This window comes from Rhodococcus sp. NPDC056960, assembly GCF_042674125.1.
Classification (GTDB): domain Bacteria; phylum Actinomycetota; class Actinomycetes; order Mycobacteriales; family Mycobacteriaceae; genus Rhodococcus_F.
Genome location: NZ_JBHURF010000003.1, coordinates 95,032 through 109,961 on the forward strand (window position 1 = coordinate 95,032; position 14,930 = coordinate 109,961).

The 14,930-nt window shown below is 67.6% G+C and carries 15 protein-coding genes and 4 tRNA genes; 8 read left to right on the forward strand and 11 right to left on the reverse strand.

Annotated elements, in window-relative coordinates; genetic code table 11:
• The first annotated feature begins 4 nt into the window (after nucleotides 1-4).
• Nucleotides 5-754 (forward strand): SDR family NAD(P)-dependent oxidoreductase, encoded by a 750-nt coding sequence (locus ACFTWF_RS05630; RefSeq protein ID WP_378460289.1) that lies wholly within the window; start codon nucleotides 5-7, stop codon nucleotides 752-754.
• Between the two features lie 88 nt (nucleotides 755-842).
• On the opposite strand, the gene ACFTWF_RS05635 is transcribed toward ACFTWF_RS05630, so the two are convergent.
• Complete coding sequence (locus tag ACFTWF_RS05635; protein WP_378460290.1) at nucleotides 843-1,931, reverse strand: NAD(P)-dependent alcohol dehydrogenase; 1,089 nt, start codon at nucleotides 1,929-1,931, stop codon at nucleotides 843-845.
• 49 nt (nucleotides 1,932-1,980) lie between these two features.
• Nucleotides 1,981-2,454 carry a DUF4334 domain-containing protein gene (locus ACFTWF_RS05640; RefSeq protein WP_378460291.1) on the reverse strand — a complete coding sequence of 158 codons (474 nt, stop codon included), beginning with the start codon at nucleotides 2,452-2,454 and terminating at the stop codon, nucleotides 1,981-1,983.
• A gap of 121 nt (nucleotides 2,455-2,575) precedes the next feature.
• Between ACFTWF_RS05640 and ACFTWF_RS05645 the strand changes: the two genes are divergently transcribed.
• The gene (locus tag ACFTWF_RS05645) at nucleotides 2,576-3,166 is read left to right on the forward strand and encodes a TetR family transcriptional regulator (protein ID WP_378460292.1); all 591 of its coding nucleotides are present in this window, start codon (nucleotides 2,576-2,578) and stop codon (nucleotides 3,164-3,166) included.
• Nucleotides 3,167-3,213: 47 nt separating this feature from the next.
• Here ACFTWF_RS05645 and ACFTWF_RS05650 read toward each other — a convergent pair.
• Nucleotides 3,214-3,286, reverse strand: a tRNA-Lys gene (locus ACFTWF_RS05650).
• A gap of 326 nt (nucleotides 3,287-3,612) precedes the next feature.
• On the opposite strand from ACFTWF_RS05650, the gene ACFTWF_RS05655 reads away from it, so the two are divergent.
• The 5 genes from ACFTWF_RS05655 to ACFTWF_RS05675 all read left to right on the forward strand — a co-directional run bounded on the left by ACFTWF_RS05655 (nucleotide 3,613) and on the right by ACFTWF_RS05675 (nucleotide 5,568).
• Entirely contained in the window at nucleotides 3,613-4,269 is a 657-nt protein-coding gene (locus ACFTWF_RS05655; RefSeq protein WP_378460293.1) for a TetR family transcriptional regulator, read from the forward strand.
• Nucleotides 4,270-4,368: 99 nt separating this feature from the next.
• A tRNA-Glu gene (locus tag ACFTWF_RS05660) sits at nucleotides 4,369-4,441 on the forward strand.
• Between the two features lie 96 nt (nucleotides 4,442-4,537).
• A tRNA-Asp gene (locus ACFTWF_RS05665) sits at nucleotides 4,538-4,611 on the forward strand.
• A 66-nt stretch (nucleotides 4,612-4,677) separates the two neighbouring features.
• Nucleotides 4,678-4,754, forward strand: a tRNA-Phe gene (locus ACFTWF_RS05670).
• Nucleotides 4,755-4,914: 160 nt separating this feature from the next.
• Nucleotides 4,915-5,568 (forward strand): TetR family transcriptional regulator, encoded by a 654-nt coding sequence (locus ACFTWF_RS05675; protein ID WP_378460294.1) that lies wholly within the window; start codon nucleotides 4,915-4,917, stop codon nucleotides 5,566-5,568.
• Nucleotides 5,569-5,572: 4 nt separating this feature from the next.
• Here ACFTWF_RS05675 and ACFTWF_RS05680 read toward each other — a convergent pair whose 3' ends face one another.
• The 7 genes from ACFTWF_RS05680 to ACFTWF_RS05710 all read right to left on the reverse strand — a co-directional run bounded on the left by ACFTWF_RS05680 (nucleotide 5,573) and on the right by ACFTWF_RS05710 (nucleotide 13,115).
• A complete protein-coding gene (locus ACFTWF_RS05680; RefSeq protein WP_378460295.1) occupies nucleotides 5,573-6,313 on the reverse strand; it encodes an ABC transporter ATP-binding protein in 741 nt (246 codons plus the stop codon).
• The gene (locus ACFTWF_RS05685; protein ID WP_378460296.1) at nucleotides 6,313-8,130 is read right to left on the reverse strand and encodes an ATP-binding cassette domain-containing protein; all 1,818 of its coding nucleotides are present in this window, start codon (nucleotides 8,128-8,130) and stop codon (nucleotides 6,313-6,315) included. Before ACFTWF_RS05685 ends, ACFTWF_RS05680 begins: the two co-directional genes overlap by 1 nt.
• 3 nt (nucleotides 8,131-8,133) lie before the next feature.
• Complete coding sequence (locus ACFTWF_RS05690; RefSeq protein WP_185725591.1) at nucleotides 8,134-8,991, reverse strand: branched-chain amino acid ABC transporter permease; 858 nt, start codon at nucleotides 8,989-8,991, stop codon at nucleotides 8,134-8,136.
• Between the two features lie 23 nt (nucleotides 8,992-9,014).
• Nucleotides 9,015-10,229, reverse strand: a complete 1,215-nt coding sequence (locus tag ACFTWF_RS05695) for an ABC transporter substrate-binding protein (protein ID WP_378460297.1) — start codon at nucleotides 10,227-10,229, stop codon at nucleotides 9,015-9,017.
• Between the two features lie 115 nt (nucleotides 10,230-10,344).
• Nucleotides 10,345-11,172, reverse strand: a complete 828-nt coding sequence (locus tag ACFTWF_RS05700) for an SDR family NAD(P)-dependent oxidoreductase (protein ID WP_378460298.1) — start codon at nucleotides 11,170-11,172, stop codon at nucleotides 10,345-10,347.
• A gap of 75 nt (nucleotides 11,173-11,247) precedes the next feature.
• The gene (locus tag ACFTWF_RS05705) at nucleotides 11,248-12,306 is read right to left on the reverse strand and encodes a YbhN family protein (RefSeq protein ID WP_378460299.1); all 1,059 of its coding nucleotides are present in this window, start codon (nucleotides 12,304-12,306) and stop codon (nucleotides 11,248-11,250) included.
• A 26-nt stretch (nucleotides 12,307-12,332) separates the two neighbouring features.
• Complete coding sequence (locus tag ACFTWF_RS05710; RefSeq protein WP_378460300.1) at nucleotides 12,333-13,115, reverse strand: SDR family NAD(P)-dependent oxidoreductase; 783 nt, start codon at nucleotides 13,113-13,115, stop codon at nucleotides 12,333-12,335.
• 137 nt (nucleotides 13,116-13,252) lie between these two features.
• Between ACFTWF_RS05710 and ACFTWF_RS05715 the strand changes: the two genes are divergently transcribed.
• A complete protein-coding gene (locus ACFTWF_RS05715) occupies nucleotides 13,253-13,990 on the forward strand; it encodes a VIT family protein (RefSeq protein WP_378460301.1) in 738 nt (245 codons plus the stop codon).
• 17 nt (nucleotides 13,991-14,007) lie between these two features.
• On the opposite strand, the gene ACFTWF_RS05720 is transcribed toward ACFTWF_RS05715, so the two are convergent.
• The gene (locus ACFTWF_RS05720; RefSeq protein WP_378460302.1) at nucleotides 14,008-14,892 is read right to left on the reverse strand and encodes a universal stress protein; all 885 of its coding nucleotides are present in this window, start codon (nucleotides 14,890-14,892) and stop codon (nucleotides 14,008-14,010) included.
• Between the last annotated feature and the right edge of the window lie 38 nt (nucleotides 14,893-14,930).

The window sequence follows — 14,930 nt, forward strand, 5'->3', positions numbered from 1 at the left end:
AGACATGACGAAACGTTTGGAGGGCAAGGTTGCCCTCGTCACCGGTGCCGCGCGTGGAATGGGCGAATCGCATGCGAAGACATTCGTCGAGCACGGCGCGAAGGTCGTGCTGGCTGACGTGTCCGCCGACGCCGGCGAGCGGCTTGCCGCGGAGCTGGGTGCGAACGCGCTGTTCGTGCATCACGACGTTACCCAACTCGATTCGTGGACGAGCACCGTCGAACGGGGCGTGGCAGAGTTCGGTGAGATCAACGTTCTGGTGAACAACGCAGGGGTGCTCGGTCCGCTGGCGACGACCGCGGAGCTTACCGAGGACGACTACCGAAAGGTCTGCAGCATCAATCAGGACGGAGTGTATTTCGGGATGAAGGCGGTCCTGCCGTCGATGATGAAGGCCGGAATCGGCTCGATCGTCAACATCTCGTCGATCGCCGGGATGGCGGCGAACTACGGCTTTCCCAGTCTGGCGTACGTTGCCAGCAAGTTCGCGGTCCGTGGCATGACGAAGGCAACGGCAATCGAATACGGTCCGAATAATATTCGCGTCAATTCCGTCCACCCCGGGTTCATCCAGACGCCGATGATGGTGGAGGCGACCAACGAGGAGGGTGGTGACGCACTCGCTCAGATCCCGCTGGGCCGGATCGCCGACCCGCAGGAGGTCTCGAACCTCGTGCTCTTCCTCGCCTCGGACGAATCCTCGTACATCACAGGATCGGAGCATCTGGTCGACGCCGGCATGCTTGCCCAGTAGGGCTGAAACCGAGGTAGTGGACGGATTTCTCCGAGATCCGTCCACTACCTCGATGTCGTCCAGTGATCCCGCACCGCCGCAGGCGGACTCACCACACCAGCACCGGTTTGATGACGGTGCCCGCTTTCTGGTCGGCGACGGCACCGTTGATGTCGTCGAAACGATACTCGGTGACGAGACGGTCGAACGGAAACTTTCCTTCCGCGTGCAGCGCCAGCAACTGCGGAATGAATTGCTGTACGGTCGAATCGCCTTCGACGCAGCCGCGCAGGGTCTTGCCGCTCAGCATCAGGTCCTGAACGTTGACGGCCACTTCGGGCTCGCCCAGTCCGACGACCACCGCGCTGCCCCGCGCGCGCAGCGACGACAGCGCCTGCCCGATGACGCTCGCGTTTCCCGTCGTGTCGAGGGTGTGGGTGGCCCCGCCGCCTGTCGCGGCACGGATGTCGCCGACCACGTCGTGCGTCCCCGGATCGATCGCCCGCGCGCCGAACTCCTCCGCGAGTGCGCGGCGTGCGGGAACCGGGTCGACCGCGAGAAGCGTTGCGACACCGGCCGACCGGGCCGCGAGCAGTGCGGCGAATCCGACGCTGCCTGCGCCGAAGACCACCACGGCCGAATCGCTTTCCGGGCGAAGCACGTTCAACACCGCCCCCGCTCCGGTCTGGAACCCGCAGCCGAGCGGGGCCGCGGCGACCAGGTCGACGGACCGGTCGACGACCACGATGTTGTCGGCCGTCGCGAGGACGTGCTCGGCGAAGCTGGACTGGCCGAAGAACGCGGAGCGCACGGGTTCGCCGTGCTGGGTGAGGGTGGCCGACCCGTCCGCGCGGCGGCCCGAGCTGTTCAACCGGTGCGCGTTCTCGCAGTACGCCGGACCGCCGGTGCGGCACTGACGGCAGTCGCCGCAGTGGCGGTAGCTGAGGATCACGTGGTCGCCGGGCGACACCCCGGTCACGCGGGATCCGACGTCCACCACGACTCCCGCCCCCTCGTGTCCGAGAACGACGGGGCCGACGGCTTCGGGGAGCGCCGCCTTGGTGAACAGATCGGTGTGGCACAGGCCGGTGGCGACGATGCGCACCAGTACCTCGTCTTCGCGCGGTGCGTCGATTCGGACCGTTTCCAGCGTGAACGGAGACTCGGGGCCTCGTGAGACCGCGGCCGTGATCTGCATTGCTGTTCCTCGGGTGGCGTGACGACCGGGCTCCGGCACGGTACGGATCTCAGTCCCGTTCGAGGAGGAAGTAGTAGTGCCTGCCCGCGTCGAGGACCAGTGCGGACTTGCCGTTCATGATGCCCATGAGGGTGGAGTCGTCGACCCGCTTGAAGTGGTCGAAGATGGGTGCGCCGTCGTAGACCATGGTCGCGGTGACCTCGCCCCGGAATTCGATGTTCCACAGGCTGGCCTCGCCGTTGCCGCTCTCGACATCGGAGAACAGGGTGCCGTCGGCGTCGCGGCAGATCAGCGGCTTGGCGTCGTCGAGCGAGATGAACGTCTTCCCGTGCCAGCGGCTCGCGACCAGCTGGTCGTGCAGGCGGTGCCCGGTGGCGAAGTCGTCGCCCTTCCATGCCCCGAGGATGTCTTCGGCGCGGACGGTGTCGAGCGCTGCCCACACGGCGTCGAGTTCGTCGGGGGAGACTCCGCTGTCCCGCCAGCGAAGCTGGCGGAACGTGCTGCGGGCCTGATCGTTGTCCATGGGCAGTCCTCGGGTCGGTGCTGACGGGCGGGGTCACCCGGATTCCGAACCAAACTGTTCGGCAACTTCGGAGGCTACGCCGAACCAGTTGGTTCGGCAACGGGCAATTTAGGATGACGGCATGCGATCAGCGGGAGAAGCCACGCGAGACCGGATCCTCGCCGCCGCGAAGGAAGAATTCGCCCGTTACGGAGTGGCGGGGGCCCGGATCAACCGCATCGCGGAGGCCGCGCGCGCGAGCAAGGACCGCCTCTACGCGTATTTCGAGAGCAAGGAGGCGCTGTTCGCCGCCGTCATCGAGCAGTGGATCGCGGAGACGACGGAACAGACGGCGTTGCGGGGCGACGACCTGCCGGGATATGCGGGCCGGCTGTTCGACGACTACGTCGCGCACCCGGAGAACGCGAGGCTGCAGGAGTGGGCCGACCTCGAGATGCGCGAGCAGATCGCCGACAGTGACGCGCGGATTCGCACGCTGCGGCCGAAGGCGGACGAAATCCGCCGCGGGCAGCAGGAGGGCTTCATCGATCCGTCGTGGAACCCCGGCGAACTCCTGCTGGTGATCACCGACATCGCCCGCACGCTCGCCACTGCCCGCGGCGGCCCGAAGTCGGAAGGCGGAAGGTCGGTGGAACAGCGACGGCAGACGGCTGTCGAGGCGGTTCGTCGGCTGGTCCGGGTGCCGGCAGGGGCGGATGCGCCGGGCCGGTAGCGGACGTTCATGCCCTTACCCGGCGTGGTGCCGGGTAAGGGGAGAAGTGCCCCCAGTAGGGCTCGAACCTACGACCTGCGGATTAAAAGTCCGTAGCTCTACCAACTGAGCTATAGGGGCGCGGGGCCAGAGTCTAATGCGCAGACGGTGCTCGGGAAAACAGCACCCCCGGCACGGCGTGGCGCGTGGGGGTGAGAAGGGTCGACTCGGGTGCGCACCCCCTGCAGCGCACCCGAGCCGACCCGAATTATACCACTCGGTGTGTTTTGGTATCGGCCTGCTTCTGGCGTCGTAACATACCCAAAGTATGGTTTAGATGACTTTTAATTACTTCAAGACTGCTGTGTTGGTTTTTTCAAAACAGGGATACTGTTATGTATGGCTCCATGCTCGTCCTTGCAAGGCGAGGGGGTGGGGTTACGACATCTCGGAGAGGGTCCACCGCAATGCCACGTCAACAGGAGCGTGCGCGACGCACTCGCGCTGCGCTGGTGGAGTCGGCCGCGATCGAGTTCGCCAAGCGCGGCTATGCAGCAGCGTCGGTCAACACGATCCTCGAAGGCTCGAACGCCACCAAGGGGGCGATGTACTTCCATTTCCAGTCGAAGGAAGAGCTCGCCCGGGCCGTCCTCGAGTCCGGAGTCGAGCAGTTCACTGCCCTGACCGACCGGTGGACGCGTCGCACGGATATCGGGCCCTACGAGGCCCTGCACGGCTTCGTGCTCGACCTGGCGAAGCTGTTCCATTCCAGCGTCATCGTCCGTGCGGAGTTCCGGCTGATCGTCGAACCCGAGTTCTATCCGGACGTGCAGTCCGGCGGTTCGCAGGTCTGGGGGAGGGCCGCGCACGAGTTCGGTGTCCGCGCTCAACGGGAGGGACTGCTGCGCGCCGGCGCGGATCCCGAGAAGTTCACCCGGGTCCTGGCGGCGTCGCTCGCCGGCCAGCGGTACATGTCCGACATGACTGCCCTCGAGGGCGACCTCGGCGAGCGGTTCACGGAATCGCTCGAAGTGGTCCTCACCGCCATGGCTTCGCCCGAATGGCTGGAGAACTTTGCGAGGGACGGGTGGCCCGATTCCGGCTCAGAACTGCCCGATTCGTAGCCTGACCTGGCGATTTGGGAAATTCTCGATCCGTGTCCTAAGCTATCCAAGCTCCCAACGGAACGCCGTTGGAGGTACTGGTTCGGAGAAATCCGGCGGGCCCCCTTCGTCTAGCGGCCTAGGACGCCGCCCTTTCAAGGCGGTAGCGCGGGTTCGAATCCCGTAGGGGGTACGTTTGACCAGTGTCGAGCATGCGGTATGGTTCGACGGCAGTAAACAGTGACACGCAGTATCGCTTTACACTTGTAAAGCACAGCAGGACAAGCAAGGCCCTGTGGCGCAGTTGGTTAGCGCGCCGCCCTGTCACGGCGGAGGTCGCGGGTTCGAGTCCCGTCAGGGTCGCAAGTGTGTTGCCAATACTCGGTATTGGCAACACCGTGCGATAGGCATTCGGTTCGGGTGCCGTCCGGCCAGGTAGCTCAGTTGGTACGAGCGTCCGCCTGAAAAGCGGAAGGTCGCCGGTTCGATCCCGGCCCTGGCCACCACGATTCAGGAAACTCCGTTGTCGAGAACGTCGACAGCGGAGTTTTTTCGTCGTTCCCCCACGTGAGTGCGAAAGTGTGCCGGAACACACATTCGCACTCACGTGGGGTAGGGGTGCCGTCGCGCGACGACGCGGCGCCGGCTGTCGCTAGGCTGACGTCCATGAGCAGTGCTGAAGAGCCGCTGACCGCGGGCCGCGACGGATTGTTGTCGTTGCTTCGCAACGGGCAGCTGCCCTCGCGTGGGGCGAAGGCCCCGCAGCGGGAGCGTTACCAGCGGATCGTCGCCGCGGCGATGGAACTTGCCTCCGAGGGCGGGTACGACGCCGTGCAGATGCGGGCCATCGCCGACCGGGCGGGGGTCGCGCTGGGCACCGTGTACCGCTACTTCCCGTCGAAGAACCACATGCTGGTGATGGGTCTGCTGATGGTGTTCGAGGGAATGCGGTCGAGGTTCGAGAATGTCACGATCCCCGGTGACACGCCGTCCGAGCGGATCCTCTTCGTCCTGCGGAAGAACACGGAAGTACTCGAGAAGGACCGGCCGCGGTACGAGGCCCTGGTCCGGGCGTTCATGTTCGCGGACGCGTCGGCATCGGCCGAACTGGATGCGTTCGGTGCCCTGATGACCGAGATGTTCGCCAAGACCATCGGGGTGGAGCGGATCTCCGACGACCAGTTGAATGCCATCCGCGTGATCGGCGACGTCTGGATGTCGAGCCTGGTGTCCTGGGTGGCCGGCCGCATCTCGGTGGACGAGGTGATGGCCCACCTCGGGCTGGCGGTCCGGCTCGTCTTCCGGCGCCTCGGCGGGTAGCTCGTCAGCCGCCGACGCGCCCGAAATACGCGTCGCGCAGCACGGCCCGGTCGTCGATCTCGCCGGCATCCGCGTCCATGACGACGCGTCCGACGTCGAGAACCGTGACGTGATCGGCCACGCTCATCGCCGCGTCGACCGCCTGCTCGACGAGGAGCACCGCCAACCCGGTCTCCTTGAGTGCCGTCACGCGTTCCATGACCTCGTTGACGATCACCGGTGCGAGGCCGCCGGACGGCTCGTCGAGCAGCAGCAGGGTGGGTTTCGCCATCAACGCCTGCCCGATCGCCAGCATCTGCTGCTGCCCGCCGGACATGGCGCCCGCGAGGAGGCCGCGCTTCCGGCCGAGGACGGGGAACAACTCGTAGATTCTGTCCACCTCGTCGCGCAGCGCCGACCGCCGCATCGTGCGCACATACCCGCCGAGGATCAGATTCTGTTCCACGGTCTGCCGGTGGAACACACGCTTCCCCTCCTGCACGTAGGCCATTCCCTGTCGAACGCGCCGGTGTGGCGCGACCTTGGAGATGTCGCGGCCGTCGAACTCCAGGGTGCCGGCGGTGATCTTGTTCAGCCCCGAAATGGCTCTCAACGTGCTGGTCTTCCCGGCACCGTTCCGACCGAGCAGCGCGGTGACCTTCCCGGGCCACACGTCCAGGGAGACGTCCCACACCACCCGGAGGTCGCCGTAGCCCGACTGCAGATGCCGCAGGCTCAGGAGGGGCGTCGAAGTGTGCTCGCTCATCAGGTCGCCTCTCCGGCCAGTTCGGTGTCTTCGGCGACGACGCCGAGGTATTCGCTGAGTACGCGCGGGTCGTGTTCGATCTCGGACGGCGGTCCGGCGGCGATCACGCGGCCCTGGGCCAGCACGACGATGGTGTCGGCCAGTGCAAGGACCAGCCGGAAGTTGTGCTCGACCAGCACGATCGTGCAGCCGGCGCGGCCGAGCTGCCGGATCAGGTCGGCGAGGCGCTCCACCTCGTCCTCGTCGAGGCCGGACGCCACTTCGTCGAGCAGGAGCACCCGGGGCCGGGCGACCACCGACCGTGCGACCTCGAGCAGCCGCCTCATTCCCAGCGGCAGAGAGGCAGCCGTCTCGTCCCGCAGATGCGCGAGCCCGACCGTGTCGAGCGCCCGTTCCGCCTCGGCGAGGTCGGCGGCACGGACCCTGCGGTAGCGGGGGAGGCGCAACACCGTCGACAGCATCGACACCCGGTCGGTGCGGTACCGGCCGGAGGCCACGGCCTCGAGCACCGTGACGCCGTCCGGGATGTCGGGCGTCTGGAACGTTCGGGCCACACCCACTCCGGCGACCTGTTCCGGGGCCATGCCCTGGACTTCTCTGTCGCCGATCAGGATTCGTCCGCTGTCGGGACGGTAGAAGCCGCAGATCATGTTCAGCATGGTGGTCTTGCCGGAGCCGTTGGGCCCGATCAGCGCGGTGACGCTCCCGGGTTCCGCCCGGAGGACGGTGTCGTCGAGCGCCTGGTTGCCGCCGAACGCCTTCGAGATGCCGTCGACGACGAGTGCCTGCCCCGACATCGGTTCCATCGCCGGCCGATCCGTGTGTCCGGGGCGGGTTGCTCCACGGCCGGTCAGGCCGGCCGCGCGGTCCAGCCGTGCCGTGGCCTGCTTCGCCACCTTCGCCAGGCCGCCGCTGAGCAGGACGCCCCCGGCGATGAGGAATCCGCCGTAGAAGACGAGGGCGTACTGCTGGAACTCGGAAGACTGGTTGGGGCCGAGTTGCATGATCGCCGCGCCGATCACCGCACCGTAGACGCTCGTCGCGCCGCCGAGGATGCAGGCCGCGAGAACGGCTGTGGCGAAGGTGAATCCGAACGCCTCCGGCGAGACGTACATGTCGATGTTGGCGAACAGGGCACCGGCGAGGCCGGCGGGGAACGCGCCGATCGCATAGCCGAGGAGCTTCATGCGGAACACCGAGATGCCCACCGAGGAGGCCAGAACCGGGCTCTGCTTCAGTGTGCGGAACGCGATGCCGTGGCGGGAGACGACGAGGTTGCGCACGGCCGCGAACCAGACGATGGCGACGAGGACGACGACCACGTAGAAGCGGTCCGCGTCGATCACGCCACCGAACAGCGTCGCCGGTTGGATCCCGCTCAGACCGTTCCGGCCGCCGGTGACGTTCCCGAAGACGGCGATGATGTCCGGGACGAGGAGGACGAGGAAGAACGACGTCATCGCCAGCGACCAACTGCCCAGCCGCAGCCCGGGTATGCCGGTGACGATGCCGACCGCCAGTGCCACGAGACCCGAGGCGATCAACTGCACCACGATGTCGGTGTACCCCGCGATCGACAGCAACCCGGCGGTGTACGCACCCGCCGCATACATCGCGGCCTGCCCGAGTGCGAGTTCACCCGCGTAGCCGAGGCTGAGGTTGAGTCCGCTGACCACCAGCGCCAGGATGCAGGCGAGTTGCACCTGGCGGGACAGCGCGAAGTCGAGACCGAACTCCGGCAGAAACAGGACGACGAGCCCGATGGCGAGCGGGAAGAGCCAACCCGGAATCGAGCGAATCAGGCGCCACACCAGCATTGTTCACACCACCCGTTCCCGGACCCTGCCGAACAAGCCGGCCGGGCGCACCATGAGTATCGCGATCAGCACCACGAAGACCGCGATGTTGCTGTACTGGCTTCCCACTTCGAGCGCGGCGAACGATTCGACGAGCCCGACGGTCACGCCGCCGACCAGCGCACCGGGCAGCGACCCGAATCCGCCGATCGCCAGGGCCACGAAGCCCTTGATGGCCAACGCCGAACCCAGCGTGGCCACCGCGAAGGTCTTGGGACCGACGAAGAGCCCGAGGAACCCGGCGAGCGCACCCGAGAACGCGAAGGCGCCGAGCGCGAGCGCCCGCACGTTCACGCCGCGCAGCATGGCGGCTTCGCGGTCCTCGGAGATTCCCAGGAGCGCGAGACCGGTCATGGTCCGCTTACCGACGTAGCCGAGGACGATCACCGCAACGACGGCCAGGATCAGCAGCGCCACCTCGACCGGGTAGGCGCGTCCCCCGAGAATCGTGATCGGATCGTTCGATCCGAAGAACGGAACGGTGAGCGGCTCGCTACCCCAGATCAGCTGTGTCGCACCGTTGATCAACGTCGCCGCCCCCAGCGTGGTGACGAGCTGATTCTGGTGATCGCGCACCGGTCGGACCGCGATGATCTCCTCGAATCCGGCCAGGATCGTGACGGTGACGGTCGCGATCACCGCGACGACGAGCACCGGCAACTCGAGGGTGACCAGACCGGTGTATGCGACGAAGGTTCCCACCATCATCAGCTGGGCCTGGGCGAAATTGAAGGTGTGGGACGAGATGAAAACGATGTTGTAGCCGATCGCCACGAGCGTGTAGACCGCGCCCAGGGCGAGACCCGACCAGACTATGGTCACCGGAATCTCCTGCGGTCGAAGTGTCAGGCGCTCGGATTTCCGTACTGGCCGTCGAGGAGTGGGCTCGGCGGCACGAACTTGTACGCTTCGTCGCCCGGCTTCGACGCGTGCGATTCTGCCGTGAAGTGATAGGACGGGGAGAACGCGGTCTCCGCGCTGTCGAGAACGTCCTGGTTCTCGAGGGCGTCGGCGAGGGCTTCGGGATCGGACGAGCCGGCTTTGTTCGCGGCGGCGGCGACGAGGGGCAGCGCGTCGTAGTTGTCGGCGAGGATCAACGTCGACGGAATGTCGCCCATCGCCTTCATGTTGTCGACCATCGTGTTGACCGCGGTGTCCTGGGCGTCGTAGACCGTGCTCGACATGACGTGCATGACGAGATTCGCCGTGGCAGGGGTGCCAAGCACCCCGTCCGGTGCCGGCTTGGAGACGAGTGACGTTCCCGCGACCGACGTGTTCCCGATGAGCGGGATGTTCCAGTCGAGTCGCTGAAGGCTGGTGAGCAGGTATCCGAGCGGCGCGCCGTAGGCGTCGACGACCAGTGCCTGGGTGCCGCGGTTCTTCAGCGACTGCAGTTGCGCCGTCATGTCGAGCGCCGCGGAGTCGTACTCCTCGGAACCGGTGCCGGTGACGCCTGCACCGCTCAACGCGTCCTCCATCGCCTGCCCGAAGACCTCGCCGTAGGCGCTGCTGCTGTGGACGACACCGACGGACTGGTATCCCTTGCCCTTGATGTAGCGCGCGATGGTCTCGGCGTTCTCGGCCGGTCCCGACGCCAGGTCGAAATTCAGCGGGTATTTCTCCGGATTCGCCGAGTCCTCGGTCGGCCCGATGTTGAAGGACAGGATCTTGTTCTGCGCGAGTATGGGCAGTGTCGCGGTGGTGATGGTCGACGGGCCGGAGTTGAGGAAGAGGTCAGGCTTCTTGCCCGACGCGATCGCCTCCCGCAGTTTCGACACGGCGTTGGTGGCGTCGCCCGCGTCGTCGACCACGGTGATCTCCACCTGCCGACCGCCGACGCCGCCGGCGCGGTTGACCGCCTCCGCGCTCGCTTTCGCTGCGAGCACGGATGTCTGGGCATTCGCGGCGAGCGAGCCCTGCGCGCTGATGCCGCCGGTCACGAACACCCGGTACGGGCCCCCGGCGGCGTCGGCCTCGGATGCGCCCGACCCGGCGCATCCGGTAACCGCAAGTGCCGTCACGGCGAGCGCCGCAGTGAGAGCCGAGGATCGAATTCGCATGACCGCCCCTTTGACGTGAGTAAAGCAAGCAATTGCTTGGTGCGGCAAAAGGTAGCAGAACTAACGGTCGGTGTCCGTCGAATGTCCCGCTGGGCGGGCGCACTCGGTGGCCGGGTCAGCGGAACGACGGCCGGATCACCGGTTGTCGTCGTTCGAGGATGGTGGCGGTGTGCTGCCGGACCATGCTGTCGAGGTGTTCACCCTGCGGTGCGAGCCAGAAGTCGCCGCGGTCGATGCCCGCGAAGACCATCTCGGCGAAGGTGTCCGCGTCGAGTCCGTCGGTGGTCAGCAGTGCGCGCATCTGCGCGACCATCTGGTCGACGGCCGGATGGGAGACGCCGCCGAACGGATTGTCGAAGACCGATGTGACGACGGGGCCCGGCGCGAGCACGCTCGCGGACACCGGCGCGCCGACCATGCTCAGTTCCATCTGCAGGCACTCGGTGATCGCGACCACCGCGAATTTCGATGCGCTGTACGGCGACATCATCGGACCGGGGGCGAATCCGCCGACGGACGACGTGTTGACGACGCGACCGGTGCCGCCCTGCTCGATCATCCGCGGAACGAACGCGCGGATCCCGTTGACGACACCCGTCACGTTGACGCCGAGGGCTGCGTCCCAGTCGGATTCGCGGAGTTGCCAGAGGAATCCGGCCCGCATGATTCCCGCGTTGTTGAAGAGCAGATCCACCCGCCGGAACGAGTCGAACGCGAGATCCGCCAGCGCGTCGACGGATCCGGCGTCCGCGACGTCGGTGACGCGGGTGATCGCAGTCCCGCCGAGGTCAACGGCCAGACGCTCCAGTGCATCCGCGTCGATGTCGGCGAGCACCAGTCGCATACCGCGAGCGTGTGCGTGCCGGGCGATTCCCGCCCCGATTCCCGAGGCTGCGCCGGTGACGACGACAACCCGATTCTCCTGTGTGTCCGGTTCCGTCACGGCTCGACCGTAGGACCGTCGACGGGCGGTCCGGACGCATGCTCTCTCTCAGCGGGAGGGAATCACGGGAGGGAATCATTTGCCGCGACGCCACAGCGGTTCGAGGTCCGGGCCCTCCTCGTCCTGCTGCACACCTCGGAAGCGCACCGCGAAGACGATCCAGCCGATGGCGGCCATGAGCAGGAAGCTGACCAGTCGATAGACGACGATCGCGGACACCGCCTCGGAACCGGCCATGCCACTGGCCGTCAGCGCGGGGACGAGCACGGCGTCCATGACACCGAGCCCCGCGGGCAGGAGCGGTATCGCCGAACCGGCGGCGTTGCCGGCCGCGTACGCCACCGCGAGCCCGGCGAACCCGGGATGGGCGCCGACCGCGTAGCACGCGAACGCGAGACACGACGCGTCGGCGACCCAGTTGAACAGCGACCAGCCGAACGCGCGGGCCGTGTCGCGGCGGTCCATCCGCACGGCGCTCATCTGGTTCACGATGTGCTTCCACTGTCGGACACCGGTGAGCGCGGGCTTCTTTCGGAGGGAGTTGACCCCGCGCAGCGCGGTGATGCCGACCCCTTCGAGCGCGTCCGGGCGCGATGCCGCGTACTGGGCCACGACGAGGAACGCGCACAGGCCGCCGAACGTGAAGATCAGGGAGAACGGGTTGGTCTTGGCCCCGACGAGGAGCGCGCCCGTCAGGCCGACGAGCGCCAGGCCGATCGCCTGGAGGACCCCGGCCATCACCAGTTGCCAGGTCGCGACGACGGGGGAGGCACCCCACAGTCGCGTCTGCCGGTACGTGAACGTGGTCGCGAGAACCGGTCCGCCCGGCAGCGTCACGCTCATCGAGTTGGAGGCGAACGTCACGGCGAGGGACTGCCGCTGCCGGATGTGCACGTCCGCGACGCCCAGCAGGCACCGCTGGACCCGGGCGAAGCTCGACATCGATGCCAGCGACGCCACGACCGCCGCGGCCACCCATCCCCATTGGAGGTCGCCGAGGTTGCGGACGCTCTCGGACAGGTCGGGCCAGATGAGGACGATCTCCACCGTGAGTACCGCGACGAGCAGGCCGCCGATCACCCAAGCGACGCGACGCCTGCGGGGCGTCGGGCGAGTGTCTTCGGCGTCAGTCATACGCGTCCATTACACATGGCCGGTGATCAGACCGTGTATCCGCCGTCGACGTCGAGCTTCTGTCCGGTGACGAAACCGGCCCGGTCGCCCGCGAGGAAGCAGACCGCCTCCGCGACGTCGGCTGCGGTGCCGAACCGTCGCAGCGGTATCCGGCTCATGGCGGCGTCGAGCGCGCGCTGGTCGAGTTCCTCGGAGCTGATCAGCCGCTCGGCCATGCCGTCGGTGAGCATGCCGGGCCCCACCGAGTTGAAGCGGACGCCGTAGCGGCCCTCCTCGGCGGCGAAGCCTTTGACGAGTTGTTCGATGGCCCCCTTGGTGCCGGGGGAGAGTCCGTCGCGCACCGGGAAGCGGCTGGTGGCCGCCGTCGTGACGGCGACGACGGAACCGGACGACTCCCGCAGCGCGGGCAGCGCGGCCTTGACGACGGTGAAGAACGCGACCGCCTCCTGTTCGAGGTGCTCGGCGTAGTCGCGGGGAGCGATGTCGGACAGGTGGATCATCGGAATGTGCGGACCGGCGGCGTGCACGAGGATGCCGAGGCCGCCGAAGTGCTCGACGGTCTGCTTCACGACGCTCGCGACGCGGGGCTCGTCGGTGAGGTCGGCGGAGAAGGCGTGTGCGGCGCCGCCCCGGCCTTCCAGTTCGCCGACGAGGTCCGCGGCGACGTCGGCGTTGGACCGGTAGGTGATGGCGACGTCGTGGCCGAGGGTGGCGAGTTGCCGGGCAATGGCGGATCCGATGCCGCCGGTGCCGCCCGTGACCAGTGCGGCGCAGCGACGTCCGGGGGTGCTGGTGGCGGGTGTCGCCATGGGGGACTCCAAGCGTGGGGGGACGGCGCCCCTAACCTAGCAACTGCTTGGTTTCGGTGTGGGGCGAACGGCCCCCAGCGGCCGAGCGCAGCCTAGCCTGGCTATCCGACCAGGCCTTTTCGTCTTAACCTGAACACATGTCAGCTGAGAACGCCGAGCGTGCCGAGCCCGCACGACATCCCGACGAACCGCACGCACCCAGCCTGGCGAGCCGCCTCAACTGGCTGCGGGCCGGTGTCCTCGGGGCCAACGACGGCATCGTCTCGACCGCCGGTCTGGTCGTCGGGGTGGCCGCGGCCACCACCGCGCGATCGGCGATCTTCACCGCCGGCTTCGCGGGTCTCGCGGCCGGGGCGGTGTCGATGGCCCTGGGTGAATACGTGTCGGTGAGCACCCAGCGCGACACCGAACGCGCCCTGCTGTCGAAGGAACGACGCGAACTCGCCGAGACCCCCGACGCCGAGTTCGAGGAACTCGTCGGAATGTACGAGGAGAAGGGTCTGCGGGACGAGACCGCCCGGACGGTGGCGCGGGAACTCACCGATCACGACGCGTTCGCCGCGCACGTGGACGTCGAACTGGGTATCGACCCGGACGACCTGACCAACCCGTGGCAGGCCGCGGCGTCGTCGGCGCTGTCGTTCACGCTCGGCGCCCTGGTCCCGCTGCTCGCCATCCTCTTACCGCCTGTGGATCTGCGTATTCCGGTGGCGTTCGTCGCGGTGCTGGTGGCATTGGCGCTGACGGGCACCGTCAGCGCCGCTCTCGGCGGCGCCAAGCGCACCCGGGCGGTGCTCCGGGTCGTGCTGGGCGGGGCGCTCGCGATGATCGTCACGTACGGAGTCGGACAGCTGGTGGGGACGGGCATCTCCTGAAGCAGCCCGCCCGCCCGTCACTCGTTCCGGCAGATCATGACCGGGCAGATGGCGTGGTGGAGCAGGTTCTGACTGGTCGAGCCCATCAGCGCGCCGAGCAGCGGTCCCCGGCCGTGGCTGCCGACGACGATCAGCTGGGCGTCGCTCGCGTGCCGGAGGAGGACATCGGCCGCGGCGCCCTGCTCGGCCACCTTCGTCACGGACACGTCCGGATACCGTTCCGATTCGCCGGCAAGGCTCTCGGAGAGCAACGCCTCCTCCTCCTGCTTCACCGCGTCCCAGTCGACGAGCATGCCGGTGCCGCCCGCGCCGACCGTCGGGGAGCCCTGCCACGTGTGGACGGCGACCAGCGGGGCCTCGAAGAACGACGCGACCTCGAAGGCGTGCGCCACCGCATCGCGGCTGAGGTCGCTGCCGTCGACACCGACCACCACCGGGCGCTGATCCGGGATGGAGACGTCGCCCCGCAGCACCGTCACCGGGCAGCCCGCGCGGTTCGCCACGTGCAGCGCGGTCGATCCGAGCAGGGCCGAACGGAACGCTCCCGTTCCCGTCGATCCGAGCACGATCAGCCGGGCCCAGTCGGCCGATTCGAGCAGCGCGGTGCCAGCCGGACCCGGACTGATGGTCGTCTCGATGTCCAGGCCGGGGAACTTCGGTCCCAGCAGTCGCTTCGCCGTCTCGATGATGGCCTCGCCGTCCTCCCGGAGCTGGCTGAGGAATTGCGATTCCAGCATGATCGAGGCGGGGCTGTACAGCGGGCCGTCCTGCGGCAACGCGTGGACGAGAGACAGCGTGGCACCCCACTTCGACGCGACTGCGGCGCCCCACAGCGCGGCGGCGGTGGAGGCGTCGGATCCGTCCAGGCCGACGACGACGGAATGACTGGCGGGTGTGCTCACGTCTGGCTCCCTTCGGTCACGCGGGTGCGTACTCCCGA